This is a genomic window from Cyanobium sp. Lug-B, assembly GCF_024345635.1.
GTDB classification, from domain to species: domain Bacteria; phylum Cyanobacteriota; class Cyanobacteriia; order PCC-6307; family Cyanobiaceae; genus Cyanobium; species Cyanobium minutissimum.
In genome coordinates this window covers 32,135-58,844 of record NZ_JAGQBM010000012.1, presented here as the reverse complement: position 1 = coordinate 58,844, position 26,710 = coordinate 32,135, and the positions used below count along the sequence as shown (strand labels likewise).

Annotated in this window: 18 protein-coding genes; 10 read left to right on the top strand and 8 right to left on the bottom strand. The window is 71.4% G+C overall.

Going from position 1 to position 26,710, the window contains the following annotated elements; genetic code table 11:
* The first annotated feature begins 62 nt into the window (after positions 1 to 62).
* Positions 63 to 1,544, top strand: a complete 1,482-nt coding sequence (locus tag KBY81_RS04930; protein WP_254975827.1) for a mechanosensitive ion channel family protein — start codon at positions 63 to 65, stop codon at positions 1,542 to 1,544.
* Positions 1,544 to 3,496: a CHASE2 domain-containing protein gene (locus KBY81_RS04925; protein WP_254975826.1), complete on the top strand. Its 1,953-nt coding sequence runs from the start codon at positions 1,544 to 1,546 to the stop codon at positions 3,494 to 3,496. The genes KBY81_RS04930 and KBY81_RS04925 overlap by 1 nt, the downstream gene beginning before the upstream one ends.
* On the opposite strand, the gene KBY81_RS04920 is transcribed toward KBY81_RS04925, so the two are convergent.
* The 3 genes from KBY81_RS04920 to KBY81_RS04910 are packed head-to-tail and all read right to left on the bottom strand — an operon-like array spanning position 3,450 to position 8,738.
* Positions 3,450 to 4,145, bottom strand: a complete 696-nt coding sequence (locus KBY81_RS04920; protein ID WP_254975825.1) for a hypothetical protein — start codon at positions 4,143 to 4,145, stop codon at positions 3,450 to 3,452. The genes KBY81_RS04925 and KBY81_RS04920 overlap by 47 nt on opposite strands.
* 42 nt (positions 4,146 to 4,187) lie before the next feature.
* Positions 4,188 to 4,547 carry a DUF3307 domain-containing protein gene (locus KBY81_RS04915; RefSeq protein WP_219903797.1) on the bottom strand — a complete coding sequence of 120 codons (360 nt, stop codon included), beginning with the start codon at positions 4,545 to 4,547 and terminating at the stop codon, positions 4,188 to 4,190.
* Between the two features lie 45 nt (positions 4,548 to 4,592).
* Positions 4,593 to 8,738: a CHAT domain-containing protein gene (locus KBY81_RS04910; RefSeq protein ID WP_254975824.1), complete on the bottom strand. Its 4,146-nt coding sequence runs from the start codon at positions 8,736 to 8,738 to the stop codon at positions 4,593 to 4,595.
* A gap of 231 nt (positions 8,739 to 8,969) precedes the next feature.
* Between KBY81_RS04910 and KBY81_RS04905 the strand changes: the two genes are divergently transcribed.
* Positions 8,970 to 10,682, top strand: coding sequence for a ShlB/FhaC/HecB family hemolysin secretion/activation protein (locus KBY81_RS04905; protein ID WP_106219460.1), 1,713 nt, complete (start codon positions 8,970 to 8,972; stop codon positions 10,680 to 10,682).
* A 17-nt stretch (positions 10,683 to 10,699) separates the two neighbouring features.
* On the opposite strand, the gene alaS is transcribed toward KBY81_RS04905, so the two are convergent.
* A complete protein-coding gene (gene alaS / locus KBY81_RS04900; RefSeq protein ID WP_254975823.1) occupies positions 10,700 to 13,381 on the bottom strand; it encodes an alanine--tRNA ligase in 2,682 nt (893 codons plus the stop codon).
* Between the two features lie 139 nt (positions 13,382 to 13,520).
* Positions 13,521 to 15,341, bottom strand: coding sequence for an HD family phosphohydrolase (locus tag KBY81_RS04895; RefSeq protein ID WP_254975822.1), 1,821 nt, complete (start codon positions 15,339 to 15,341; stop codon positions 13,521 to 13,523).
* A gap of 248 nt (positions 15,342 to 15,589) precedes the next feature.
* Here KBY81_RS04895 and KBY81_RS04890 point away from each other — a divergent pair, with 248 nt between their 5' ends.
* Both KBY81_RS04890 and KBY81_RS04885 read left to right on the top strand, forming a co-directional pair.
* Complete coding sequence (locus tag KBY81_RS04890) at positions 15,590 to 16,039, top strand: hypothetical protein (protein WP_106219463.1); 450 nt, start codon at positions 15,590 to 15,592, stop codon at positions 16,037 to 16,039.
* A complete protein-coding gene (locus KBY81_RS04885) occupies positions 16,036 to 19,134 on the top strand; it encodes a DEAD/DEAH box helicase (protein ID WP_106219464.1) in 3,099 nt (1,032 codons plus the stop codon). The genes KBY81_RS04890 and KBY81_RS04885 overlap by 4 nt, the downstream gene beginning before the upstream one ends.
* Before the next feature lie 22 nt (positions 19,135 to 19,156).
* Here the strand turns inward: KBY81_RS04885 and KBY81_RS04880 are convergent, their stop codons facing one another.
* Positions 19,157 to 20,317, bottom strand: a complete 1,161-nt coding sequence (locus tag KBY81_RS04880) for an acyl-CoA desaturase (RefSeq protein ID WP_254975821.1) — start codon at positions 20,315 to 20,317, stop codon at positions 19,157 to 19,159.
* A gap of 70 nt (positions 20,318 to 20,387) precedes the next feature.
* Between KBY81_RS04880 and KBY81_RS04875 the strand changes: the two genes are divergently transcribed.
* The 3 genes from KBY81_RS04875 (at position 20,388) to KBY81_RS04865 (ending at position 22,349) form a co-directional block, all read left to right on the top strand.
* Positions 20,388 to 21,254: an SWIM zinc finger family protein gene (locus KBY81_RS04875; RefSeq protein ID WP_254972196.1), complete on the top strand. Its 867-nt coding sequence runs from the start codon at positions 20,388 to 20,390 to the stop codon at positions 21,252 to 21,254.
* Positions 21,241 to 21,762: an MEKHLA domain-containing protein gene (locus tag KBY81_RS04870; protein WP_254975820.1), complete on the top strand. Its 522-nt coding sequence runs from the start codon at positions 21,241 to 21,243 to the stop codon at positions 21,760 to 21,762. Before KBY81_RS04875 ends, KBY81_RS04870 begins: the two co-directional genes overlap by 14 nt.
* Positions 21,763 to 21,899: 137 nt before the next feature.
* Entirely contained in the window at positions 21,900 to 22,349 is a 450-nt protein-coding gene (locus tag KBY81_RS04865; RefSeq protein ID WP_106219470.1) for an Hsp20/alpha crystallin family protein, read from the top strand.
* Positions 22,350 to 22,361: 12 nt separating this feature from the next.
* Here KBY81_RS04865 and KBY81_RS04860 read toward each other — a convergent pair whose 3' ends face one another.
* A complete protein-coding gene (locus KBY81_RS04860) occupies positions 22,362 to 22,727 on the bottom strand; it encodes a PilZ domain-containing protein (RefSeq protein WP_106219471.1) in 366 nt (121 codons plus the stop codon).
* A gap of 131 nt (positions 22,728 to 22,858) precedes the next feature.
* On the opposite strand from KBY81_RS04860, the gene KBY81_RS04855 reads away from it, so the two are divergent.
* Both KBY81_RS04855 and KBY81_RS04850 read left to right on the top strand, forming a co-directional pair.
* The gene (locus tag KBY81_RS04855; RefSeq protein ID WP_254975819.1) at positions 22,859 to 24,646 is read left to right on the top strand and encodes a diflavin flavoprotein; all 1,788 of its coding nucleotides are present in this window, start codon (positions 22,859 to 22,861) and stop codon (positions 24,644 to 24,646) included.
* A complete protein-coding gene (locus KBY81_RS04850) occupies positions 24,646 to 26,463 on the top strand; it encodes a diflavin flavoprotein (protein ID WP_254975818.1) in 1,818 nt (605 codons plus the stop codon). The genes KBY81_RS04855 and KBY81_RS04850 overlap by 1 nt, the downstream gene beginning before the upstream one ends.
* A 9-nt stretch (positions 26,464 to 26,472) precedes the next feature.
* On the opposite strand, the gene KBY81_RS04845 is transcribed toward KBY81_RS04850, so the two are convergent.
* Positions 26,473 to 26,706, bottom strand: coding sequence for a hypothetical protein (locus tag KBY81_RS04845; RefSeq protein WP_015110242.1), 234 nt, complete (start codon positions 26,704 to 26,706; stop codon positions 26,473 to 26,475).
* Positions 26,707 to 26,710 lie beyond the last annotated feature (4 nt).

Sequence of the window (26,710 nt, the reverse complement as noted above, 5' to 3'; positions counted from 1 at the left end):
TGCTCGCCCACGGAGCCGAACGTCAGGATCGGCGGCAGGATGGGGCGATCGAAGCGTGCGCCTTGGCCCTGCTGCAGATCTGGATCGGCGCCCTGGCCGCCACGGCCGGGCTGCTGGTGCTGGCCCGTCTCTGCCGCCACCGGGCCCTGCCGGCGGTGCCGCTGCGGCTGCCGCTGCTGGCCATCGGCGCCTGGGCCCTGCTGAGTTCGCTGCCGCTGCAGGGGCTGCCGCCGGCCTACCGGGTGTGGGTGCTGCTCACCGACGACCTGCTGCTCACCTATGCCGCCATCCTGGTGGCCCTGTGGGCGGTCCTGCAGGTGCCCGCCCACCTGGGGCTGTGGCGGCCGCCGCCGCAGTTGCTGCTGCAACTGCTCACCCTCGGCAGCGGCGCCCTGGCCACGGTGGTGCTGGTGCGCCAGTCGGCGCGGCTGGATCTGGTGGGCCTGGTGACCACCTCCGCCGTGCTCACCGCCGTGATCGGCCTGGCCGCCCAGGAGTCCCTCAAGGACCTGTTCGCGGGCCTGGAGCTGCAGCTGGGGGACGAGTTCACCGAAGGCGACTTCCTCGAGCTGGATGAGGGCGTGCGCGGGGTGGTGGTGCAGGTGAACTGGCGGGACACCATGCTCCGCAACATGGACGGCCAGCTGGTGGTCGTCCCCAACAGCCTCGTCACCGAGCGGGTGCTACGCAACCTGGGCCGCTCCGGGGCCGTCAGCAACCGCTTCTCGGTCGGCCTCGACTACGACCTGCCGCCCGCCCAGGCCAGGGCCCTGCTGGAGAAGGTGGTGCGGCAGCATCCCCGGGTGCTGCGGGAGCCCGCCCCCCGCATCCGCGTCAAGGAGTTCCAGGACAGCGCCATCGCCTACGAGCTGCAGGTGTGGCAGCGGGAGATGGGGGACGGCGCCATCGGCGACCTGCGCAGCGACCTGCTCGAGCAGATCTGGTACGCCCTGGCCCGGGAGGGCCAGAGCATCCCCTTCCCGGTGCGGGAGCTGCAGCCGCGCCGCTCCCGGGACCGGCCCCAGCGGGCCGCCCGGCCCTCGCCCCAGCTGTGCTGCCAGACCCTGGCCAGCGTGGGGCTCTTCACCGACCTGAGCGCCGAGCAGCTGGAGACCCTGGTGGAGGGCAGCCACCTGGTGGCCTACGGCCCCGGCGAGGCGGTGGTGCAGGAGGGGGCCGAGGGGCGCTCCATGTTCCATGTGCTGCGGGGCGCCGTGGAGATCCTCAAGGAGCTGGAGCCCGGCCACACCGTGGCCGTGCGCCAGCTGGGGCCGGGCGAGGTGTTCGGCGAGATGACCCTGTTCCTCGATGCCCCCCGCAGCGCCACGGTGCGGGCCACCGAGGAGTGCCTGCTGCTGGAGGTGGACCGGGACAGCATCAAGGGTCTGCTGGACGAGAATCCGGACCTGCTGGAGCGCTTCGCCGCCATGGTGCAGGAGCGCCAGGCGGAGCTGCGGAACCTCGATCGCGAGCAGCACTCGGAGCGCTCCAACGCGCTGCTGGACACGATGAAGCGGCTCTTCTACGCCTTCAAGGGCAGCTGATGGACAGCGGCACCCCGCCCGGCCCCAAGGCAACGTCCTGGTCGGCACGGCTGCGGGCGCTCCACCTCGCGGACGGCCTGCGCTCCCTCGTCCCCTACGCCGCCGCCGGGCTGCTGCTGCTGGCCCTGCAGCGCAGCCCCGTCAATGAGACCCTCAACCTGCTGCTTTACGACCTGATCACCAGCCTGCGTCCGGCGCCGCCGGGCACGGACAAGCCGATCACGATCATCGGCATCGACGAATCGGACCTCGCCACCTACGGCTTTCCCATCGACGACCGGGTGCTGTGCGAGGCGATCGACCGGCTGAGCGCCGGAGGGGCGGTGGCGATCGGCCTCGACATCTACCGCGACCAGGGGGTGGGCCCCGGCCAGGCCTGCCTGCGCGAACGGTTCCGCACCAACCCCCGCCTCGTCTCGATCTTCAATGTGGCCGAAGCCATCGGCCCGGTGCCGGGCACGCCGCCCGATCGGCAGGGGTTCAACGATCTGGTGCTCGACGCCGACGGGGTGATCCGCCGCGATCTGGTGCATGTGGCCGGCCAGGACGAGGCCACCGTCTCCCTGCCCCTGCGGCTCCTGGAGCTGGGCAGGGGCCAGCGCAGCCTGCGGCAGCGGCTGGACGCGGGGCGGGAACCGGGCCCGTGGCTGGAGCCGGCCTCGGGGGGGTACGACCAGCTCGATGCCGCCGGCTTCCAGCAGATGCTGTCCTTCCACCGGATCGGCAGCTTCCACCTCTGGAACCTCCAGGATGTGCTCGGCCGCCGGCCGATCCCCGCCGACCAGATCCGTGGCCACATCGTGCTGATCGGCAGCACCGCTCCGAGCCTGCGCGACATTTTCCCGGTGCCCCACACCCGTTCCGCCCTCGGGGCGAAACAGCTGCTGGTGCCGGGGGTGGAGATCCACGCCCATCGGCTGGCCGGCCTGATGGATCGCTACGTGGCCGGCGACCCGCGGCGGCTGCGGACGCTGCCCGGCTGGGTGGAGAGGCTCGCCGAAGGTGTGGCGGTGGTGCTGGGGATCGTGCTGGGGGAGGCCTTCGTGCTGCTGCGTCGCAGCGTGATCGTGGTGGGGCTGGTGACGGTGCTGATGGTGGGTGGCGCCGTGCTGCTGCTCTACAACTTCGTCTGGATCGGGCTGAGCCTGCCCCTCAGCGGGCTGATCGCCATGGCCGGTGCGGCATGGGTGCGCCGGGGCGCCTCCAGCCAGAAACAGCGCCAGCAGATCGAGCGGCTGCTCGGCCAGACCACCTCCCCGGCCGTGGCGCGCCAGCTCTGGAACCAGCGCGATGGCCTGCTCAGCGACGGCCGCTTCGAGGGGCGCCAGCTGCCGGTCACGGTGCTGATGCTGGACACCTGCCAGTTCACGAGCGTCTCGGAACGGCTCAGTCCCGGTGAGCTGCTCGCCTGGCTGAACCGGGGCATGGCCCTGTTCGTCCCTGCCATCACGCGCCGGGGCGGCATGGTCAACAAGTTCACCGGGGATGGCCTGCTGGCGGTCTTCGGGGCCCCCCTGAGCAGCGGCGAGGAGGCGGATGCGAAAGCGGCCATCGATGCGGCCCTGGCCATCCAGCGCGCCGTGGCCAGCCTCAACGAGGAGCTCCAGAGGGAAGGGCTGCCGGCGATGGGGCTGCGCATCGGCGTCCATTCCGGCCCGGTCCTGGCCGGATCGATGGGCAGCAGCGAACGGCTGGAGTACGCCGTGATCGGCGATGCGGTGAACTGCGCCGCCCGGTTGGAGAGCCTCGACAAGGAGCGTCAGACCAATCTCTGCCGCGTGCTGGTGTCGTCCACCACCGAGAAACTGCTGCCCAAGGGCCTGCCGCTGGAGTGGCTCGACTGGGGGGCGATCAACCTCAAGGGGCGCAGCGAACCGCTGCGCATCTGGGAACTGCGGGGTGGCCTCAGGCGGGACAGCGCACTGGAATCCGCTCGGGCCACTGGGCCGTGATCAGGTCGGACAGGCCGAAGGCGGAGCCGACCTCCTCCCGGGGCACGCTGGCGCCGCAGGAGCGGTGCAGCTTCACCAGGGACGCCTGAACGGCCCCATCCTCCTTGGAGGCATCGGCCACCAGCAGGCTGAGGGCCGGCGGTGAGTCGGCGGCCACGAAGTTGAGCGGGTCGGCGGGGGTGGGGGTCGCCGCGGCCCCGGGGCAGAGGTAGCTGGACTCCCAGATCGTCGGCATCTTCACAGACGGCATGGTGATCAGGGTGATGCCCGGGGTGGAGGCCGGCAGCACCCGGCGCTGGCCCGAGGCCATCGCAGCATCGGCGGTGCCGCGGCCGCTCAGGGGGCGGAAGGTGATCTCCAGGGGGCTGGGGGAGGCGCTGGGGCCTTCAAGCAGGCCGAGGTAGCGCTCCTTGCCGGGGGCGAAGACGCTGCTGGCCGGCACCAGGTGGGCCAGCAGGCGGCTGGAGCAGTCACCGCGGGTGCCTCCGCCGACCCGGCGCCCCGGGAAGCTCTTGCGCAGATCGCTCTGGGCCTGCGCTGGCGGCGGTTCCAGCGCCGCCAGCGGGGCCAGGATGAGAAGCCCTGCCGCCAGGGCCGTGCCGGCAGCCCATCGCCGGGTGGTCGATTGCTGAGGGAACACTGTCTTCATGACCACGGCAGATGGCAAGGATTCAGGAGAACGCCTGGCAACTCATGACAACCAGAAGCCCGGCGATGCCTGACGGATGGCCAGCCAGGCCCAGAGGAGCTTGGTGATGATGTGAAGCGCCTGATCAAACGCCAGGCTCCAGAGACGTCGGCATTTGCCGAAGTCAATCAACAGATGCACCACCCATTCTGCCACACCCAAAAGGGGGGACTGGGTGATCGCTCCCACCAGACATCCATGGATGGCGGCATGGGAGGTGAGCCACCAACCCCAGCCGAGGGTCACATCGCAACCGGGGCATTTCTCGCGGGCCATGCGATCGCTCTGGAGCCCGAAATCCCCGACGAAATGGGCCATCGCCAGCATCAGAAAGACGTTGAAGACAGCTGACAGATCAGGCACAGAGTGAAGAACCGGGATGACCGGAGAAGCTCGTCAGGGGAGGCCTCACCAGGGAGTGCCGATCAACTGAACCCCCGCCCAGAAGTAGGGATGGGTCACACCCGCCGCAATCCGACGCCGCTGGGATGGGCTCAGCTCCGTGAGAAGGGGAAGGCCATCGAACCCGATGACCTTATCGCCTTCCAGACGCACCTTGCCAGTGGACATGGCCTGGCGCGTGGACCGCAGGGCTTCGGCTTTCTGCATTCCCTGGTCGAGGAAGCGATAGAGCTGCAGGAAATAGGCGGAGGTGGCGACATCATCCACATACCAGAGCGTGCCGATGGCACTGCGGGATCCCGCCTGCAGCGCCAGGCCGGCGAATCCGAGCTCGCTGTCACTGTCACCCAGGGCCGTGCGACAGGCGCTGAGCACGAACAGTTCCAGCGGGCTGCCGCTGCGCTGCTGGCGCAGGCGGGCGAACTCCTGCAGGCTCACCGAGCCGGTGCCGGTGTAGATGCGGGCCTGGGAGGGGCCACCGGGCATGAATTCGGCATGGGTGGCCACATGCAGGCGCTCGTAGCGCGGGTCGGCCGCCTTGCTCAGCAGCACCTCCGGGGAAAAGCTCCGGTTCAGGAAGCGGTCGACCCCGACCCCCTCCGGGATGCCGGCCAGTTCCTCGGGCACCAGGGGCAGGGGGCTGAGCCCCTCGAACTCCGAGGCGCCCGCCGCCAGCACCCGCCCCCGGGTCTGGCGCGGAGGGCCGAAGGAGGTGAGGTTGAGGGACGGGGTGATCGAGAAGCCGTAGCGATCACCGAAGTAGCTGGTGCCGTCGTGGAGGGCCGCGAAGGGGAGACCCTGGAGGCCCCGGTCGGCAACGATCACCAGGGTGGTGATGCCCTTGGCCCGGAGTTCCGCGGCGATGGGCTCGATCAGGGCCCGGTGGATCTGCCGGGACGGGGACTGGGGATTGTCCACCTGCAGGGGCTCGAGGCGGGCCAGCTGCCGGTACAGCGCCCGCAGCTGGTCGCCGAAGCGCTCCCTGGAGAGCTCGACGCGCTTGCCGACGGGCTCCCCCCGGCGGCTGAGCAGGATCAGATCGAGGAACGAATTGGCCGGCTTCGGCCCGGTGGCGCCGGCGGCCCCGGGCTCCTGGTCCGCCACAGGCTTCGGCTCCTGGCCCGCCACGGGCTTCTGTTCGGTGAAGGACACCATCAGCACCGCCGGATTGAAGCGCTCGTCCTCCTGGCCCCCCTTCTGGGAGGCCTTGCTGAGCAGCTGCTGCAGTTCCTCGAGGCGCAGGGTTCCGCCGGACTCCCCCGCCGTTCCCACATCCCCCAGGGTGCGGCGCACGTCCTCGGTGCGCTGCTGATCGCCGTCGGTGATCGCCGCGGCCACCAGGGCCGGGGACAGGCTGGTGGTGGTGACACTGAGGGGACCGGGCACCGGCAGCGACCCGCCGGTGAGGCTGAAATCGGCCTCCGAAAGGTTCACCGCCAGGGCATCGGAGCCCACCCCGCGCCGGCTGCTGGTGAGGGTGGAGCCGAAGGGTGTCGTCTGGGTGGACGGAAAGATGCGGTAGCCGAGATCGGGCAGGAGGAACGACGGGCTCGACGGGGAGAACGGTGAGGAGGCCCCCGGAGCCGTTGCTCCCGGAGCCGTGACCGTCTGGGGCGGCGCCGGCGTGACGGGCGGGGTGGGGCTGACGGGTGGGATGGGGGTGACGGGCGGGTCGGGGGGCGCCGGGGGCGGCGCCGGTGTCGCCGCCAGGTCGCCGCCGAAGCTGAAGGGCAGCTGGGGATCGCCGGTCGTGACGACGCCTTGCAGCGTGAAACCGACGGCCAGGGACACCCTGGCGGGATCGAAGGCGCCGGAGATGCCGCGGGCCCTGATCAGCTCGAAGGGGGTGATGACCCCCACGACCGGCGGTGACGCCACCTCCAGTCCCCCGCCGAGGAGGGTGTCGCCGAAGACGGAGAGCTGGTCGGCGGTGGAGAGGTCGAACAGGAGCTGGCTGTCGGCCCCCAGGGTGAGGCTGGCGGCGCGGACGCGAAGCGATCCGACGGGATCGAGCGTGGCGACCGGTGCCCCTGGGAGCGGGGACCCTTCGTTGATGAAGGTCCCCAGGGAGGAGTCCACCTCGATCAGGCCGGACCCCTGGATCGTTCCTTCATTGCGGAAGCTGTTGTCGTCGATGCGCAACCCCGCCGCGCCCGTGCCCTGCAGCACGATCGAGGAACCGGGCGAGACGACGGCGCTCTGCAGGTCCAGCGTCGCCGAGGGACCGATCACGATGGATCCGGCGTTCTGGAGGGCCGCCAGCCGGGTGGTTCCCGACAGCTGCAGCTGGGCCCCGCTCTCCACGGCCAGATTCGGACCGGCGATCGTGGCCTGGGTGAGCGCGAGGGTCGCCCCCGTGGCGACGTTGATCCGGGTGGTCTTCACGGGCGTCGGATCCGTGACCGTGCCCCCGTCGATGCCGCTGCTCTGGGCTGATGGACCGATCCGCAGCAGCGCCGTCGAGAAGGCGGTGACAGTGCGGCCGGGACCCTGGAAGTATCGCCTGGAGACATCCAGAACGGCCGGCCTGGGATCATTGAGGAGACCCAGTTGAATGGCCCCGACACTTGAGGGGCTCCAGCTGAATTCGCCGGTCCGAAGGGTGCCGGAACGCAGCTGGAACGGTTCGAAGGCTCCGGTGAGTTCGATGTTGCCGTCGATCCGCGAGGCCCCCTGGAAGGTCCGCAGGGTGCCGGTGTTGATATCCACCGCGCCCTTCTGCCAGCTGATCGATCCCGCCGGCGTGGAGGGGTCGGCGGACTTCTGATACCAGAGATCCACATCCAGCCGGCCCCCAGCGGAGGTGTTGGAGAAGGCCGCGGGATCCACGCCGGGAACGTTGATCAGAATGTCGCCGTCGGCCCGCAGCTCCAGGGCGGCGTTCGCCCCGGCCGTCTTCTCGACCGGAGCCAGCAGGGAGATGGTGCCCGACTGGGTCCCGGCAGGATCGGTGGTGTCCACGATCACCGTCTGGCCGCCGTTGAGGGCGGTGTTGATCAGCCCCACATCGACCAGTGACGCGGAGCCCGGCAGCCCCCCACCGGAACCGCCGGGGGGAGCGCCGCCACCCGATCCGCTGGGAACGATGGCGATGTCGCGGGGATCGATGAGCCAGGTGCCCCCCCGCCCCCGCGCCGCCGACAGATCCGGGGCGGCGGAGAGCGTCAGGCGGCTGGCCGAGGTTTCGACGAAGCCGCCATCGCCACCCTGGGGACCGCCCCGGGCGCTGATGACCCCTTGGACCTCGGCCCGTTCCCTGCCCAGGATCTCGATGGTCCCGCCCTGACCCGCGCCGCCGGCGTCCGCCCGCAGGCTCGATCCGGCCATCGAGACCCGTTCCCCGGACAGCCGGATGCTGCCGCCGGCCGGACCGGACACCTCCACCGTGCTGTCCTGGAGCGACACCTCCTGCCCCTGCAGGGCCACGGTCCCCCCGGGCGCCTGCAGCCGGGCTCCCCCCAGCAGCACATGGCCGCCCTGGGCATCCAGCAGCAGGCCCCCATCGACGGTGAGCAGGCCGCCGTCGATGGCCAGATCCCCCTGGGCGGTGAGGCCCAGCTGGGTCAGGGCGGCCGGATCGGTGCCGAGGCCGGCCGCACCCAGGGCCGGGGCGCCCACCAGGGCGGCGGCCGCGGCGGCCGTGGTGCCGAGCACGTCGAAGCGCCCCTCGCCCACCCGCAGGCTGGTGGCGGTCGTCAGGTTGAGCTGCTGGACATTGCCGAACGTGCCGGCGCCGCTGAGCCGGATTCCCCCCGGCGAGAGCCAGACCAGGCTGGCCGGTTGGCTCAGGGTGACGGCCTTGTCGATGAAGCTGCCCAGGGGGTGGGTGACCCCCACCATCACGTTGCGATGCCCGCCCACATCCAGCGTGACGCCGGTGATGCCGCCGCGGGTATCGAAGGCGGAGAAACGGTGAAAGAGATTGGCCCCGGCGGACGTGCCCCCACGGATCGCACAGGCACCGCCCAAGCAACTGCCGCCCAGCTGGCCATTGACCACAGTGCCGAGGCCGAGGCTGCCGCCGGTGGCGGTGATCTCACCGGCGGCAACGGGGGAAGCCAGCAGCCCGAGCACGACGGTGAGCCCCAGGGGCGTGAAGGGGGAGCGCCGTTGCGTCAGCCGGACCGGACAAATGAAGCGAATCCAGCCCAATTTACCGGATAAAAAGTAGCGGTTGTTACTCAAGATGGGGGCCACATCCCACCACAACCAGTAGCTTCCCTAGGCGCTGACGGCTGAAACTCTGGCGGGCTCATTGGTCGCGTCACTAGCTGGGTGATCATTCGCGTATCCGCACACATCAGGCGGCACTCCGCCTGATCTCATCGACTCTTCAGCAAGCTACCAGCCTGTCTTTCTGAGCGGGAACTCGGCCCACCCTGAATGCTCCTCCTTCTCGCCCAGTTGGTGGCCCCGCCCCTCCAGGATGGTCCGATCCGCCTTCCGGCCGCCCCCCGCCCGTTCGAGCGTCCCGCTCCCGCCGAACCCCAGCCGGCCCCTCCGATCGACGTCCGCCCCCTGGAGGCCCCCGCCCCCCAGCCCGACGGCAGTGCACCGCCGCCGGCCGGCCCCGCCGCCCCGGATCCAGGCCCCCAGGCACAGGCACCCCTGCCGGAGATCCGCGGGCTGACGCTCTACAGCCCCGAGCAGGTGGCCGCGATCCTGGCCGAATGCCGCCGGATCGCCGCTGCCACCGAACGGCTGAAGGCCTGCGCCGTGGCCCTGAGCACCCGGCTCGTCTTCGACGGGTACGTCAGCAGCCGGGTCTATGTGGTGAGCGACCCGGCGCCCGGGTATCTCGATGTGGTGGAAGGCCGGGTGGTCGGCATCCAGGTCTCGGGCAGCGATCCCTGGCTGAACCGCCGCGTCGGCCGGCTGCTGCGGCCCCTGCGGGGCCAGATCCTGCGGCTGTCCACGGTGGAGCTGCAGCTGCAGCTGCTCAAGAGCCAGCCGGGCATCGGCAGTGTGCGGGGCACCCTGGCGCGGCTGGGCAGCGATCCCTCCGAAGGGGTGTTCCGCGTTGCCGTGGAGCCGTCCAAGGAGCCCTGGCAGGGGGATCTGGCCCTGCGCAATGACGGCAACAGCGGCTCGGGGGAGTTCCGCGCCGTGGCCACGCTGCTGAAGCCGAGCCTGCTGCAGCGCGGGGACACCCTGCTGATCTACAGCGAGCTCAATGCCACCGACAGCCCGGAGCTGGGCGCCGCCATCGCCTCCCTCAGCTACACCTACCCCCTCAGCGACAGCGTCAGCCTCACCGGCGGCCTCGGCTTCAGCCGCCGCAACCTGGTGGAACTGCCCGCCCCGGCCGACGGGTTCTCCACCAGCCAGTACCAGGCCCTGGCCCAGTTCGAGTGGGTGTTCCGCGAATCCCTCAGCCAGCGCTGGAGCCTCTTCGCCGGCTACAGCAACAGCCGCAGCAATATCTACGAACAGGGCAGCGCCCTGCCGGCCTCGGTGCCCGCCAGCATCCGCGCCCCCGCCGGCGGCTACCTGCGGCTCGGCGTCAACGGCAGCGGCGCCGGCCGCCACAGCAGCTGGAGCGGCAGCGCTTACCTGCTGCAGGGCATCGCCGCGGCGACCCCGGCTGTTCAGCGCCAGGAACTGGCCGAAGCAGGCATCGTGGCGGGCCGGGCCACCGCCATCGGCGGCCTCCTCTCCGCCTCCTGGACGGTCTCCCCCCGCTGGCAGGTCAACCTGCGGACCGCCGCCCAGCTGGCCTTCGCCCCGCTGACCTCCTCGATGCAGTTCACCCTCGGCTCCGATGTGGGCCTGCGCGGACTGCCGGGGCAGCTGATCAGCGGTGACAGCGGCTGGCTGGCCAGCACCGAGGCCGTCTGGACGTTCTGGGACAGCAGGACCAGTGCCCTCCAGCTGGTCCCCTTCATCGGGGCCGGCGGCGTCCGCACCAGCTTCAGCGGTGGCTCCTTCGGCGACACGGTGGGCTCCGGCGGGCTGTTGCTGCGCTGGCTGGCCAGCAACCACTGGTCGCTGGAGCTGGGCTGGGCCGTGCCCTTCTCCACCACCGACAACCTGGGCCCCTGGAACGACTGGCTCCTGGGCCAGGGGCTCTACACCCGGGTGAACTACCGCTTCTGAGCCTCAGCCGCCCAGCTTCAGCCGCCACCCAGCTGGGCGGTCAGCAGCCGACGGGCCTCCGCCAGCGCCCCATCGAGGGCGGCGCCGTCCCGCCCCCCTGCCTGGGCCAGCTGGGGCCGGCCACCGCCGCCGCCGCCGCAAAGCTTGGCGATGCCACCGATGAAGGCCCCCGCCTTGGCCCCGGAGGCCACCACCGAGGGGCCGAAGGCCGCCACCAGGATCACCTTGCCCAGGTCCGCCGGGTCCGGCAGGCCGCCGAGCACCACGGCCGCCCCCTCCCCGAGCTGCTGCTGCAGGCGCTGGGCGGCCTCCTGGAGGCCGGCGCCATCGACGCCATCGAGGCGCTGCACCAGCAGCCGGTGGGGTCCGGTCGCCTCGGCCCGCTCCGCCAGGGCACTGGCCTTGGCCGCCGCCAGGGCCCCCCGCGCCGCCGCCAGCTCCTTGAGGGTGGCCCGCAGCTCCTCGCCCTGGAGGGCCACCCGCTCGAGGATCTCGCCCGGCTGGGCCTTGAAGCGGTCGGCCAGCTCACGCACCACCCGGTCGCGCTCCCGCAGGTAGGGGAGCAGGGCGGGGCCGGCCACGGCCTCGATGCGGCGGATGCCCGCCGCCACCCCCGTCTCGGCGACGATCCGGAACAGGCCGATCTCGGCGGTGTTGGCCACGTGGGTGCCGCCGCAGAGCTCCATCGAGACGCCGGGCACGTCCACCACCCGCACGACCTCGCCGTACTTCTCACCGAACATGGCCACGGCGCCGGCGGCCCGGGCCCGTTCCAGGGCCATCTCCGCCACCTCCAGGGGATGGGCCTCGGCGATCCAGCCGTTGACCAGGTCCTCGATCTGCTCCAGCTCGTCCGGGGTCAGGGCCCGGGGGCAGTGGAAGTCGAAGCGCAGCCGGTCGAAATCCACCAGGGAGCCCGCCTGGGAGATGCCGTCATCGACCACCTGCTTCAGGGCCGCCTGCAGCAGGTGGGTGGCGGTGTGGTGGGCCTGGGCGCGGCGGCGGCAGCTGCGATCCACCCGGGCCTGCACCACATCGCCCACCGCCAGACGGCCGCGCTCGATCCGGCCGCTGTGGACGAACACGCTGCGGTTGCGGCTCACCGCCTCGATGGCCACGATCAGGCCTCCCCCGACCCCGGCACCCCCCTCCCCGGCCAGCAGCACGCCCCGGTCGCCCACCTGGCCGCCCGATTCGCCGTAGAAGGGGGTGCTGTCGAGCACGATCTGCACCGCATCGCCGGCGGCGGCGGCGGTGGCCGGTTCGCCGTTGACCACCAGGGCCAGCACGCACGCCGCCTGGTCGAGGGCCTCGTAGCCGCGGAAGTCGGTGGGCTCGAGCGCACCGGCCACCTGCTCGATCGCCCCCTGCAGGGTGAGATCGATGCTCACGGCCGCCGCCTTGGCCCGCTGCCGCTGGCGCTCCATGGCCGCCTCGAAGCCGTCCAGATCCACCGTCAGGCCGTGCTCCTCGGCGATCTCCGCGGTGAGCTCCAGCGGGAAGCCGTAGGTGTCGTAGAGCTCGAAGGCCGCGTCACCGCTGATGCGCTCCGGCCGGGCGGCGAGCACCTCGGCCAGCAGCTTCTCGCCCCGCTCCAGGGTGTCCAGGAAGCGGGCCTCCTCCCGCACCAGCTCGGCCAGGATCACCTCGCGGCGCTGCGGCAGCTGGGGATGGGCCGCGGCCATCAGCTCGATCGCCGCCTCCCCCATGACCGCCAGGAAGGGGCGGTCGATGCCCAGCAGCCGGCCGTGGCGCACCACCCGGCGCAGCAAGCGGCGCAGCACGTAACCCCGGCCCAGGTTGGAGGCGGTGACCCCATCGGCGATCAGCTGGGTGATGGCCCGGCTGTGGTCGCCGATCACCTTGAGGGAGGTCTGGCCACGGGCGTCGAGGGCGCGGTAATCGACCCCCGCCAGGGCGGCGGCGGCTTCCACCAGCGGGTAGATGAGGTCGGTCTCGTAGTTGTTCGGCACCTGCTGCAGGATCTGGGCCATGCGCTCCAGACCCATGCCGGTGTCGATGCTGCGCCGCGCCAGGGGCGTGAGGGTGCCGGCCGCGTCGCGGTTGTACTGCATGAACACCAGGTTGTAGAACTCGATGAAGCGGCTGTCGTCCTCCAGGTCGATGCCGTCATCACCCCGTTCCGGGTGGAAGTCGTAGTAGATCTCCGAGCAGGGGCCGCAGGGGCCGGTGGGACCGGAGGCCCAGAAGTTGTCGGCCTCATCCATGCGGATGATTCGCTTCGGATCCACCCCCACGGCGTCACGCCAGATGGCGGCGGCCTCGTCGTCCTCCCGGAAGACGCTGACCACCAGGTAGGCCGGATCGAGGCCGAACACTGCGGTGGTGAGTTCCCAGGCCCAGGCGATCGCCTCCTCCTTGAAGTAGTCGCCGAAGGAGAAGTTCCCCAGCATCTCGAAGAAGGTGTGGTGCCGGGCGGTGCGGCCCACGTTCTCGATGTCGTTGGTGCGGATGCACTTCTGGCTGCTGGTGGCCCGGGGCGCCGGCGGCGGGGCCTGGCCGAGGAACACCGGCTTGAACGGCAGCATGCCGGCGATGGTGAGCAGCACCGTCGGGTCGTCGGGCACCAGGGAGGCGCTGGCCATCCGCCGGTGCCCCCGCTGCTCGTAGAACGCCAGGAAGGCCTCCCGGATCTCGGCTCCGCTGCGGGGCCTGGGGCGGGTGGAATCGGCAGCCATCACGACAACGCAGGGAGAGGTCCTGGGACAGGCATGATCGCCCAGCGCGGGGGCCCGGAGTCGCCCCGGCGGCCTCAGTCGTGCTCCATCAGCAGCAGCTGGAGGCTCGCCCGGCAGCTCCAGGATGACGTTTGGATGATCAGGCCTGGGGCCCCAGCAGGGCGTCCAGATCGACCGCATCGATCTGGGCGGTGGCCATGAAGCGCTCCGCGTAGGTGAGGTACACCCCGGACCGCAGGAACAGTTCGAACAGGTCCGCATCGATGCGGCCGCGGTCCCGCAGGCCGGCCAGGATCGCCAGGGACTGGGACAGGGGCATCCCCTGCTTGTAGGGCCGATCGGCGGCGGTCAGGGCCTCGAAGATGTCGGCGATGGCCAGGATCCGGGCCGGGATCGACAGCTGTTCCGCCCCCAGCCCCCGGGGGTAGCCGCGGCCGTCGAGGGTTTCGTGGTGCCCCCCCGCAATCTCCGCCACGCGGGCCAGGGAGGGGGGAAAGGCCATGCTCTCCAGCATCACGATCGTGTGGATCATGTGCTCGCGGATCTTGTAGATCTCCTCCGGGGTCAGGGTGCCCCTGGCCACCGAGAGGTTGTGGAGCTCGCCGCGGTTGTAGAGCAGCTCCGGCACCGCCAGGTTGAAGCCCCAGCGGGCTTCCGGCACCTCCTCGGCCGGCCGGGGGATGCGGTGCTGGGGGGCGTCGCTGAGCAGGGTCTCCCGGGCGGGCAGGGGCGGCGACGGCCCGCCATAGCGGGCCTGCTCCTCCCAGCCCAGGCCGATCCTGTCGTCGAAGTGGCGCCACCAGGTGCGTTCCGCCAGCCGCCGGAGCTGGGCGAGATCCTCCGGGTCGGTGCCTTCGCTGCCCAGGTTGCAGCGGGCCACGCAGGCGAAATCCGCCTGCAGCTCCTGCTCCAGCCGGACGTAGTCCCGCTGCAGGGCCTCCGGATCACCGCCCGCCAGCAGACCCTCCAGCAGGGCGATGCGCCCGTCCCGGAGCAGCACCTCGAAGCGGGTGCGGATCTCGTGCAGCCGGTTGACGGGGGCGTCCAGCTTGGTGGCCTTCTCCACCACCGCCTCGGGGGTCACGATCTTGCCGCAGTCGTGCAGCCACGCCGCCGTGCGGAACTCCCGGCGTTCGGCTTCCCCCTGGAAGCGGAAAGCGGCCAGGGGCCCCTCCTCGGTGGCCTCCGCCGCCTCCGCCAGCAACAGGGCCAGCTCCGGCACCCGGGAACAGTGGCGGCCGGTGTGGGAACTGCGGGCATCGATCGCTCCCGCCAGCAGGGCAATCATCGAATCGATCTGCCGCTGCTGCCCCTCCAGCGCCTGGGTGCGCTCGACGCAGACGGCCGCCAGGGCGGCCAGGGCCTCGATCAGCTGCTGGTCGCCGGCGTCGTAGGGGCGGACGAGCGCGGCGGCCGTCTCAGGGGTGAGCACCGAGCCCGCCTCCCGTTTGCGGTTGATCAGCTGCATCACCCCGACCACCTCCCCGGCCATGGTCCGCAGCGGCACCACCAGCATCGAGACCGCCCGGTAGCCCATGCGGCGATCCAGTTCGGCGTCGAAGCGGTAGGGGCGGTCGGCGGGAATCGCGTAGACGTCGGGCAGGTTGAGCACCTCGCCGTGCAGGGCCGTCCAGCCCACCAGCCGCTCAGGGGTGATCGGGAAGCGCACGTCCAGCAGGCTGGCGTCGATGCCGGTGTCGCCGGCGGCCAGGGAGCTGTTCTGGAAGGCGGTGAACCAGAGCCGCTTCTCCCCCTTCTCCTCCTCCACCAGGTAGATGCTGCCGGCATCGCTCAAGGTGAGATCCCTGGAGCTGGAGAGGATCTGCCGCAGCAGGGCCGGCAGGTTGAGCGCCCCGCTGATGGCGGTGGCGATCTGGAGCATCTCCGGCAGCGCGCGCCGGGCCTGGTGGGCGTCGGAGGCGTGCGGTGGCGGATGGGCGGCGCTCAAGGGGGTGGCCAACCGTGGTGGGGTCGGTGTCCTGCCCGGCAGCAGGAACGCGTGACTGGGCCAGGGAAACACCGGAACCCCGTGAGGGCAATGGCGGGCCGGGCCTGGGGCCCGCAGGCGTCGGTTCGTACCGGAGGGGCCGGGCGAAAGGGGCTGGGTGGGGGCGCGGAGAAGGGGTTGTGCTGGTTGCCCTGCTGGGTGGGGCAGCACCAATGAATAATGTAAGCCTGCCGGTGGCCAGGCATGATCGGGCCATCGCCATGGCCTTGCCGTTGACCCAGGCGTCCGACGATTCCCGTGCCCGTCTGCGGCTGCAGTCCCTGTCGTGGGCGCTGCTGGGCGGACTCGCCGCCGCCCTGATCGGCCTGCCGGCCGGCCTGGAGAGCGGGCTGCGATCGGCGGGCTGCGGCTTCTTCTACGGCCTGCTGGCCTTCCACCTCCAGCGTGTCGATCCGGATGACGACCATCTGGCCGCCGGCCTGGTGGGGGCGGTCTGCGGCATCCGCAGCCTCGGTGGGCCCGTTGCGGTCACCCCCCTGGCCCTGCCAGTTCCGGCGATCCATTCCCTGCTGCACCAGCCCCTGGCCAGTGGGGCGATCAGCGGGATCCTCGAGCTGCTGCGCGGCTGGCTGCCGCTCTGGCTGCCCCTGATCGGCAGCGCCCTGCTGCTGCAGGCCGCCCAGCGCCTCCTGCCGGCCCTGCGGCCATGAGCCTGCTCCATGCCACCTGGCTGTTTCCGCCGGAAGGGCCCGGGGGCCGGCTGCTGCTCTGGGCCGACACCTGGAGGGTCGCGACGCCGGTGGCGCCGCTGCGCACCGTTCCCGACCATCCCCTCTCGCTCAGCGTCGACGATCTGGGCGCCTGGCTGGATGACCATGGCCTCTGGTCGGAGGCCTTCCGGCCGGCGGAGGCCCAGCTCACCCTGCCCAGCCGCAGCCAGGGGGCCCGGGGCCGCCGCAAGGCAGCCAGCGAGGGTCTGGCGGCCTGGAGCGGTCTGCCGCTGCAGGCGGGCGAACCGATCCCGAAGGAGGTGCAGTGGTGGCCCTGGCGGGTGGAGGGTCTGGCCCTCGATCCGGCGGGGGCGGGCGAATGGCTGGCCGGCCTGCCCCTCTCCGGCGACGATCCCGGCCTGGCCGACGATCTGCGCTGGTGGAGCCATCTGCAGCGCTGGGCCCTGAGCCTGATCGCCCGCGGCCGCTGGCTGCCCCAGGTGGAGGAGGAGCGGGCCCGCTGGCTGCCCCTGCTGAACCGGGAAGGGGACCGGCGCCGGCTGGAGGAACTGGCCATCCGGCTGCCCCAGGTGGCCACCTGCGCCATGGCCCCCGGAGCCCCTGGGGAGGGGGGTCTGGCCTGCCGCCGACCCGGCAGCGGCCGGCTGCGGGTGGCCAGCCTGCTGGAGGCCCTGCTCGACGGCCAGCTGCGCGCCGGCTTCCGACCCCCCACCGACGGACTCGATCCCCTGCTGGTGGCCTGGCAGAAGGCCCTCGGCCCCGGCCCCGGCCGGCTGGAACTGGACGAGGAGGAGCGGGAGCGGCTGGCGGTGGCCACCCACCACTGGCGCGAGGCGGTGGCGGGGCGCGTCGCCCCCGCCCGCGCCTGCCTGGAACTGTTCACCCCCGAAGAGGGCGAGGAGCTCTGGGAGCTGCGCTTCTCCCTGCAGGCGGAGGCCGATCCCAGCCTGCGGGTGCCGGCCCGCACGGTCTGGAATGCGGGCGACGGCCGGCTCCAACTGGGGGAAGTGGAGGTGGCCGAGCCGGGCCAGCTGCTGCTGGAGGGGATGGGCCGGGCTCTGCAGGTGTTCGAACCGATCGGGCGGGGCCTCGATGCGGCGGCGCCGGAAACGATGCAGCTCACCCCGGCGGAGGCCTTCGTGCTGGTGCGCACCGCCGCCGTCCAGTTGCGCGACGTGGGGGTGGGGGTGGTGCTGCCGGCCAGCCTCAGCGGCGGACTGGCCAGCCGGCTGGGCCTCTCCATCGAGGCCGAGCTGCCCGAGCGTTCCCGCGGCTTCTCCCTGGGGGAAAGCCTCGAGTGGAAATGGGAACTGATGATCGGCGGGGTGACGCTCACCCTCAAGGACCTGCAGCGCCTCTCCGCCAAGCGCAGTCCTCTGGTGCAGCACAAGGGGGCCTGGATCGAGCTGCGGCCCAGCGATCTCAGGAACGCCGAGCGCTTCTGCGCCGCCGGACCCAACCTCAGCCTCGACGATGCCCTGCGGCTCACAGCGAGCGACGGCGACACCCTGATGCGGCTGCCGGTGCATCAGTTCACCGCCAAGCCCCGGCTACACGCCGTCCTGGAGCAGTACCACCAGCAGAAGGCCCCCGATCCCCTGCCGGCGCCGGAGGGCTTCGCCGGCCAGCTGCGGCCCTACCAGGAGCGGGGCCTGGGCTGGCTGGCCTTCCTGCACCGCTTCGACCAGGGGGCCTGCCTGGCGGACGACATGGGCCTGGGCAAGACGGTCCAGCTGCTGGCCTTCCTGCAGCACCTCAAGGTGGAGCAGGAGCTGAAGCGCCCCGTCCTGCTGGTGGCCCCCACCTCGGTGCTCACCAACTGGAAGCGGGAGGCGGCGGCCTTCACGCCGGATCTGGAGGTGCGGGAGCACTACGGTCCCCGCAGGCCGTCCACCCCCGACAAGCTGGCCAAGGCCCTCGACGGGGTGGATCTGGTGCTCACCAGCTACGGGCTGCTGCAGCGCGACAGCGAGCTGCTGGAGAGCATCGACTGGCAGGGCGTGGTGATCGACGAGGCCCAGGCGATCAAGAACCCGGCGGCCAAGCAGAGCCAGGCGGCCCGCGACCTGGCGCGTCCCGGCAAGCAGGGCCGCTTCCGCATCGCCCTCACCGGCACCCCCGTCGAGAACCGGGTGAGCGAGCTGTGGGCGCTGATGGACTTCCTCAATCCGCGGGTGCTGGGGGAGGAGGGCTTCTTCCGCCAGCGCTACCGGCTGCCGATCGAGCGCTACGGCGACATGAGTTCCCTGCGGGATCTCAAGGCCCGGGTCGGGCCGTTCATCCTGCGGCGCCTCAAGACCGACCGCTCGATCATCTCCGACCTGCCGGAGAAGGTGGAGCTGCGCGAATGGGTGGGCCTGTCGGCGGAGCAGACGAAGCTCTACCGCAAGACCGTCGACGAGAGCCTCGAGGCCATCGCCCGCGCCCCCCTGGGCCAGCGTCACGGCCAGGTGCTGGCCCTGCTCACCCGGCTCAAGCAGATCTGCAACCATCCGGCCCTGGCCCTCAAGGAGAGCGCGGTCGACAACGGCTTCGCCGGCCGCAGCGCCAAGCTGCTGCGGCTGGAGGAGATCCTCGAGGAGGTGATCGAGGCGGGCGACCGGGCCCTGCTGTTCACCCAGTTCGCCGAATGGGGCCACCTGCTCAAGGTCTACCTGGAGCAGCGCTGGCGCCAGGACGTGCCCTTCCTGCACGGCGGCAGCAGCAAGACCGACCGGCAGGCGATGGTGGACCGCTTCCAGGAGGATCCCCGCGGCCCCCAGCTGTTCCTGCTCTCGCTCAAGGCCGGGGGTGTGGGCCTCAACCTCACCCGGGCCAGCCACGTGTTCCACATCGACCGCTGGTGGAACCCCGCCGTGGAGAACCAGGCCACCGACCGGGCCTACCGGATCGGCCAGACCAGCCGCGTGCTGGTGCACAAGTTCATCACCAGCGGCTCGGTGGAGGAGAAGATCGATCGGATGATCGAGGAGAAATCCAGGCTGGCCGCCGACATCGTCGGCAGCGGTGAGGAGTGGCTCGGTGGCCTGGAGGTGGGCCAGCTGCGGGATCTGGTGGCCCTGGAGGAGAGCTGAACGGGCTGGGCCGAGCGTGGCCTCAGCGGCGGGCGAGGCTCACGTCGCCAGGCTGGGCGAGCTCCGCCGTCTCCCCGATCACGGGCAGCAGCAGGGGCAGGGCGGCCGGCGCGGGGGGCTGGCCCATGCGGCGCAGCCAGCGGTAGTGGGAGGCCACACCGGCCAGGAAGGACGGGTGGGTGCGGAAGGGGACCTGGCAGTCGCGGCAGGTCTGCTCGACGATGGCGGAGATCTGCGGGTAGTGCACGTGGCAGATCTGGGGGAACAGGTGATGCTCCACCTGGAAGTTGAGGCCGCCCAGCAGCCAGGTCAGCAGGCCGTTCGAGCGGCTGAAATCCACGGTGGTGGCCAGCTGATGGCCGGCCCAGGGACCCATGGCCGGGCTGGTGGGGTCGGCCATGGGGAAATCGGCCTCCTCCACGCAGTGGGCCAGCTGAAACACCACGCTGAGCACGAGGCCCTGCACCATTGCCGTCACCACGTAGCAGGCGATCACCGCACCGATGGGGTGGAACTGCAGGGGGATGGCGAACGCCAGGGAGAAGAAGATGGCCTTGCCGGCCAGGAACACCAGCCAGTCGGCGGGGCCCAGGCGGGGCAGGGAGTGGTCACCGCGGCCGCGGGCGGCCAGATCGGCGAAGTCATCGAAGAACTGCCACTTGATGGGCAGCATTCCGTAGAGAGGCCAGAGATAGAGGTGCTGCCAGCGGTGCCACCAGCGGTGGGGCTGATGGGGGGAGAGCCGGCCGATCAGGCCGAGGTTGATGTCGTCATCGTGGCCGGCGATGTTGGTGAAGGTGTGATGCAGCCCGTTGTGCTTGTGGGCCCAGATCAGGGAACTGCCGCCGAGCAGATCCAGGGTCATGGCGGCGGCCCTGTTGATCCAGCGATGGCGGGAGTAGGCCCCGTGGCCCCCGTCGTGCTGGATGTTGAAACCGATGGCGGCGATCGCCAGGCCCAGAACGGCCGACAGCAGGATCGCCACCGGGCCGCCGTCGGCCCGGAAGACCAGCAGGCCGTAGGTGAGGGCGAACCAGGCCAGGATGACCACCGATTTGAGCACCATGGCCAGCGAATCGCGCCGTTCCTGCCCGGTGGTCTCGAAGTGGTCGTGAACCCTTGCCCTCAGAAGACTGTGAAAACCGTCGCCGGCGCCGAACGTGATGCGATTCAAGGACTCCACGCCCTGCGTCGGGACAACCTAGGCCAGTGGGTCCGGCAGGCGTCAGGATGGGCGACGTGAGGCCGGCGGCATGACCAGCTCCTTCCCCGGCGCCTCCGGCGCCATCACCACCCAGCTGGGCCAGCAGGGCCTGGGGCAGCAGCCCTGGTGGGTGGAGCAGTGGATGGAGCTGATCCACTCCTACCGGTTCAAGAAGCGCCTGGAGCGCGCCTGGACCTACGCCCGGGAGGGCAATGTCGTCTCGATCCGCTTCGAGGGGCGCCGGGTCCACGCCCGCGTGCAGGGCACCGACCCTGATCCCTACAAGGTGAAGCTCTGGCTCGACGTGCTCAACGACGAGGACTGGGGCTATGTGCTGGAGGCCCTGAGCCAGAAGGCCCGCTGGTCGGCCCAGCTGCTGGCGGGGATCATGCCCGCCGACATCGAGCGGGCCTTCGCCGCCAGCGGCAAGCGCCTGTTCCCCTTCAAGCTCCAGGAGGTGCGCAGCGAGTGCAGCTGCCCCGACAAGGCCAACCCCTGCAAGCACATCAGCGCCGTCTACTACCTGATGGGGGACCGCTTCAGCGAGGACCCCTTCGTGCTCTTCCAGCTGCGGGGCCGCACCCGCAGCCAGCTGCTGGGCGACCTGGCCAAGCGCCGCCGGGAGGGGGTGGCGGCCCCCCTGGAGCACGCCCCCCACCCGATCCACCCCGCCATCGCCGACCCGGCCCGCTGGTGGCGCTACGGCGCCCCGCTCGACCCCGATCTGGTGGTGATCACCCCGGCCATGGAGGGGGAATCGGGCCTCGATGGCGCCGGCCCCCTGCCCCTGGCGGAGGAACCGCGCTTCCCGGAGGCCAACCGGCTCTTCCTCGACCGACTCAAGGACCACGGAACGGCCATGGCCCAGCAGGCGATGCTGCGGGCCATGGCCACCGGGGCGGATGCCGAGCCCTAAACCACCCCCCTGGCTGAGCCAGGACGCCATCGCCACCGCCGGCCGGCTCCTCGAAGGCCACCGGCTGGCGTTCGGCCGGCCCCTGCTCGCGGGCGTCGCGGTCGAGCGCTCGCCGCTGCAGGCGGCCCAGGAACTGTTCGTGGCCGCCACCGTCGTCCTGGCCCATGACGGCGGCGCCGATCCCCGGCTGATCTACGCCAACCGGGCCGCCCTGGTGCTGTGGCGCCGCTCCTGGGGCGCGATGGTGGGCCTGCCCTCGCGGCTCACGGCGGAGCCGGCCGAACGGCAGAGCCGGGCCCTGGCCCTGGAGCGGGCCCGCCGCTGCCAGGCGCTCGAGGGCTACGGGGGCATCCGCATCGACAGCGGCGGGCGCCGCTTCCGCATCGAGAACGCCCGGCTGTGGACCCTGCGGGAGTCCGGCGGCCGGCCCTGCGGCCAGGCGGCCGCCTTCGGCCGCTGGTGGTGGCTGGAGCCCCCCCGTTCCGGTTCTCCGCCCCCGCTGGCGTAGGGGCCGAACCCGGTCCGGGGGACCGAACCTGGGCCGTCGGTTCTCCCCCTCGATGTCCCCGGGCAAGGCGGGCACATTGATCGGGCGGGTGGTTCCTCACCCGACCATCCCCGTCGCTCCCTTCGGAAGCACCAACCATGCGCACGCTTCATCCCTCCCCCTTCGATCTCTTCGACCGGCTGGAGCAACAGCTGCAGACGGCCGAGCGTGTTCCCGCCGCCGAGATCCACGAAACCGAGGACACTTACACCATCGCCCTGGAGCTGCCCGGCGTCGACCGCGCCTCCATCGACGTCAAGGCCACGGACCGCTCCCTGATCATCAGTGCCGAGCGCCGCTGCCAGCCGTCGGCCGCCACCGCCGCCGCCAGCCCCGAGGACGGCAACGGCGAAACCCCGGCCGCGGAAGCCCGCCGTCGGGCGCCGCTGCTCAGTGAGTTCCGCTACGGCACCTGGAGCCGCAGCTTCCGCTTCCCCGGCGGCATCCAGCGGGACGCCCTCGAAGCCCACTACCGCGATGGCCTGCTGACGGTGACGGCGCCCAAGGCCCAGTCCCTGACCACCGTCAGCGTGAAAGTGGCCGACTGAGCCCCGAGGCCCTCAGTCCTCGAGGCGCTCCGCGGAGTCGAGGGAGAGGCCGATCACCGAGATGTAGCTGGTGGCCTCGATCCACCGGATCGTGCCCCTCAGGTCGTAGGTCTCTCCTTCGCCATCCCCCACCACCACGTTGCAGGGATGGCCCACGGTCGGCTGGTGGCCGGCCTCGATGGCGATCTTCAGGCCATCGGCGCTCAGATCCAGCACCTCGGCGAACACCCCTTCGGAGGGTTGCCGCGAGGCGAAATGGAGGCGGGCCGTGGCCAGACCCGTCGGAGGCTTGAAACGGTCGGAGCGGGAGGCTTCCTCCAGGCGCTTCTCCAGGCGTCGAAAGGCCTCCCGAAACCGTTCCAGGTCTCCGGTGGCCATTTATCCTCTCGTCCGCGGACTATTCCTGACCATTGTTCCAGGGTTCTGCGGGATACCCGCGGTTGGTCTAACAGACCGAAAAGCCTTCTGCCCTGCCTACAGTCACACGTCTGCGGAAGGAGTCTGACCCCATGAGCAGCAGCACCGCCAGCGCCCCGACCACCCTGCAGGCTGGGCCGGAGGCCGCGCCCTCCCGGCTCAGCCTGCAGTGCGAGCCGATCGCGGCCGACACCACGGCGATCCGCTCCCTCGACTGGGACCGCAGCCGCTTCGACATCGAGTTCGGCCTGCGCAACGGCACCACCTACAACGCCTTCATGGTGCGGGGCGAGCGCACCGCCCTGGTGGACACCAGCCACGCCAAGTTTCGCGACACCTGGTTACCCCTGCTGGAGGGTCTGATCGACCCCACGGCGATCGATCATCTGATCGTCTCCCACACCGAACCGGACCATTCCGGCCTGATCGGTGATCTGATCGACCGCCACCCGGACATCGAGATCGTCGGCTCCAAGGTGGCGATCCAGTTCCTCCAGGACCAGGTGCACCGGCCGTTCCGCAGCCGGGCCGTGAAGAGCGGCGACGAGCTCGACCTGGGCGTCCATCCCGAGAGCGGCGTGGGGCATCGCTTCAGCTTCCTCAGTGCCCCCAACCTGCACTGGCCCGACACGATCTTCTCCTTCGACCACGGCACCGGCATCCTCTACACCTGCGATGCCTTCGGCCTCCACTACTGCTCCGACGACCTGTTCGATGTCGACCCCGGCGCCATCGCCCCGGACTTCCGCTTCTACTACGACTGCCTGATGGCCCCCAACGCCCGCAGCGTGCTGCAGGCGCTCAAACGCATGGACGGGCTGCCGGAGATCACCACGATCGCCGTCGGCCACGGCCCCCTGCTGCGGGAGCACCTGCCCCTCTGGCTGGGCGACTACCGCGACTGGAGCGGCCAGCGCAGCGCCGGCGAGGCCTACGCGGCCGTCTGCTATCTGAGCCAGTACGGCTTCTGCGACCGTCTCAGCCAGGCCATCGCCCGGGGGGTGGGCAAGGCCTCCGGCCAGGTGCAGCTCGTCGACCTGCGCGCCACCGATCCCCAGGAGCTCGCCGCCCTGATCGGTGAGGCCAGCGCCGTGGTGGTTCCCACCTGGCCCGCCGCCCCCGATGCCGAGCTGCAGACGGCCATCGGCACCCTGCTGGCCGCCCTCCAGCCCAAGCAGTGGGTGGGCTGCTACGACGCCTTCGGCGGCAACGACGAACCGATCGACACCCTGGCCGGCCAGCTGCGCAACCTGGGGCAGAAATGGGCGTTCGAGCCCCTGCGCATCCGCCAGGTCCCCGGCGGCGCCGACTACCAGCGCTGCGAGGAGGCCGGCACCGACCTGGGCCAGCTGCTCACCAAGGAGAAGACCATCGCCGCCATGAAGGCCATCGACGGCGACCTGGACAAGGCCCTGGGGCGCCTCAGCGGCGGCCTGTACATCGTCACGGCCCGCCAGGACGACGAAGCCGGCAGCCGCAGCGGCGCCATGGTGGCCAGCTGGGTCAGCCAGGCGAGCTTCGATCCGCCGGGGCTCACCGTGGCGGTCGCCAAGGACCGGGCCATCGAGGCCCTGATGCAGGTGGACGACCGCTTCGTGCTCAACGTCCTGCGGGAGGACAACCACCAGCCGCTGCTGCGCCACTTCCTGCGCCGCTTCCCGCCGGGGGCCGACCGCTTCGCCGGCGTGAACGTGCTTGAGGGCGTGGCCGCCGGCGGTCCCGTCCTCGGGGATGCCCTGGCCTACCTCGGCTGCCGGGTGACCCAGCGCATGGAGGGCCCGGATCACTGGATCATCTACGCGGTGGTGGAAGAAGGGAACGTGGCCGACACCACCGCCGCCACGGCGGTGCATCACCGCAAGGTGGGCAACCACTACTGATGACCACCTCCCCATCCGCGTCCGATCGGCGCGTCATCACCCTGCCGGTGGAACCCGGCCTGCTCTGCTTGCGCGGCCTCAGCCCTAGGCGCCTGCGCTTCGAAGTCGAGTACGGCCTCGAGCGGGGCACCACCGCCAACAGCTTCCTCTTCCAGCAGGGCGCCTCCGGCGGGGCCCCGGTGCTGGTGCACCCGCCGGGGGCCTCCTTCGCCGCCCCCTTCCTGGAGCAACTGGCCCTGCTGGTGCCGGCCGACGCCCCCCTCAAGGTGGTGGTGGGCCACGTCAACCCCAACCGGGTCGCCCTGCTGAAGCAGCTGGCGACGGGCTGGCCGGCCACGGTGCTGGTGGCCTCCAACCCGGGCGCCCAGGTGCTCGCCGAACTCTGGGAGCAGCAGCGGCCCGGCCCGGGGGGTGAGGCCGCCGCCCCCGCCGACGCCGTGCCCCTGCCGACGATCGAGGTGGTCAAGCAGGAGACGAGCCGCACCCTCGCCGACGGCCATGTCCTGACCCTGCTGCCCACCCCCACCCCCCGCTGGCCCGGCGGCCTGATCGCCTTCGAGGCCACCACGGGGCTGCTGATGAGCGGCAAGTTCTTCGCCGCCCACCTCTGCACCGAGGACTTCGCCGAGGCGAACCGCAGCAGCACCGAGGAGGACCGCCGCTACTACTTCGACTGCCTGATGGCGCCGATGGCCCGCCAGGTGGAGACGGTGGTCGACCGGCTGGACGAACTGCCGATCCGCACGATCGCGCCGGGCCACGGGCCGGCCATCGCCCAGAGCTGGCGCAGCCTGCTGGCCGACTACCGCCGCTGGGGGGAGAGCCAGGAGAAGGCCAGCCTGTCGGTGGCGCTGCTGTACGCGAGCGCCTACGGCAACACCGCCGCCATCGCCGACGCCCTCTCCCAGGGGGTGGCGCGCAGCGGCGTGCGGGTGGAGAGCATCAACTGTGAATTCGCGCCCGCCGAGCAGCTGCTGGAGGCCATCCACTCCTGCGACGCCCTGCTGATCGGCTCCCCCACCCTCGGCGGCCATGCCCCCACGCCGATCGTCTCGGCCCTCGGCACCGTGCTGGCCGAAGGCGACCGGGCCAAGCCGGTGGGGGTGTTCGGCAGCTTCGGCTGGAGCGGCGAAGCCATCGACCTGCTCGAAGCCAAGCTCCGCGACGGCGGCTTCCAGTTCGCCTTCGAGCCGATCCGGGTGAAGTTCAGTCCGGATCTGACCACCCTGCGGACCCTGGAGGAAACGGGCACCGCCCTGGGCCGGCGCCTGCGCCAGCAGCACCGCCAGGCCCAGCGGCGCAGCAGCATCGGTGGCCTCAGCGAGAGTCGCACCAACCCGGCGATCCAGGCCCTGGGCCGGGTGGTGGGATCCCTGTGCGTGGTGCTGGCCCGCAAGGGGGACGGCGCCGACGCCATCGGAGGGGCCATGGTGGCCAGCTGGGTGAGCCAGGCCAGCTTCAGCCCCCCCGGCTTCACCGTGGCCGTGGCCAAGGACCGGGCGATCGAGAGCCTGCTGCACGTGGGCGACGCCTTCTCGCTCAACGTGCTGGCGTCAGGGCGCGAGAGCGGCCCGATGAAGCGGTTTCTGCAGCCCTTTCCCCCCGGGGCCGACCGGCTGGCGGGGCTGGAGCTGGAGACCAGTCCCGGCGGCCAGCCCCTGCTGCCGGAGGCGCTGGCCTGGCTGGAGGCCCGGGTGAGCCAGCGGATGGAATGCGGCGACCACTGGCTGCTGTACGCCGAGGCCCTCAGCGGCGACCTGCTGGATGCGGCCGCCACGACGGCCGTGCACCAGCGCCGCAGCGGCGCCGCCTACTGAGGCGCCGGCCTAGGCCGCGTGGGGCGGCGTGGGCGATCCGCCGCCGCCCGCCTGGAAGGGAAGCACGAGGGTGGCCCAGTGGTCGGGCCGCTCCGGGCGGCGGCGCCGGGCCCGGCGCACCCCGAAGGGCACCCGCACCACATTGGTGCCGTCCACCCGCTGGCTGGCCTCCGGCAGATCCGGGGAAAGGATCCCCGTGCCCGGCTCACCGCCTGAACTGTCGTTGCCGTTCATGAACCCCATGACA

Coding starts and splice junctions, on each gene's coding strand:
- KBY81_RS04860 (WP_106219471.1), bottom strand. CDS start 22,727: ATGGCCACCGGAGACCTGGAACGGTTTCGGGAGGCCTTTCGACGCCTG.
- KBY81_RS04885 (WP_106219464.1), top strand. CDS start 16,036: ATGAGCCTGCTCCATGCCACCTGGCTGTTTCCGCCGGAAGGGCCCGGG.
- alaS (WP_254975823.1), bottom strand. CDS start 13,381: ATGGCTGCCGATTCCACCCGCCCCAGGCCCCGCAGCGGAGCCGAGATC.
- KBY81_RS04905 (WP_106219460.1), top strand. CDS start 8,970: ATGCTCCTCCTTCTCGCCCAGTTGGTGGCCCCGCCCCTCCAGGATGGT.
- KBY81_RS04870 (WP_254975820.1), top strand. CDS start 21,241: ATGCCGAGCCCTAAACCACCCCCCTGGCTGAGCCAGGACGCCATCGCC.
- KBY81_RS04850 (WP_254975818.1), top strand. CDS start 24,646: ATGACCACCTCCCCATCCGCGTCCGATCGGCGCGTCATCACCCTGCCG.
- KBY81_RS04865 (WP_106219470.1), top strand. CDS start 21,900: ATGCGCACGCTTCATCCCTCCCCCTTCGATCTCTTCGACCGGCTGGAG.
- KBY81_RS04890 (WP_106219463.1), top strand. CDS start 15,590: ATGGCCTTGCCGTTGACCCAGGCGTCCGACGATTCCCGTGCCCGTCTG.
- KBY81_RS04925 (WP_254975826.1), top strand. CDS start 1,544: ATGGACAGCGGCACCCCGCCCGGCCCCAAGGCAACGTCCTGGTCGGCA.
- KBY81_RS04855 (WP_254975819.1), top strand. CDS start 22,859: ATGAGCAGCAGCACCGCCAGCGCCCCGACCACCCTGCAGGCTGGGCCG.
- KBY81_RS04875 (WP_254972196.1), top strand. CDS start 20,388: ATGACCAGCTCCTTCCCCGGCGCCTCCGGCGCCATCACCACCCAGCTG.
- KBY81_RS04845 (WP_015110242.1), bottom strand. CDS start 26,706: ATGGGGTTCATGAACGGCAACGACAGTTCAGGCGGTGAGCCGGGCACG.
- KBY81_RS04920 (WP_254975825.1), bottom strand. CDS start 4,145: ATGAAGACAGTGTTCCCTCAGCAATCGACCACCCGGCGATGGGCTGCC.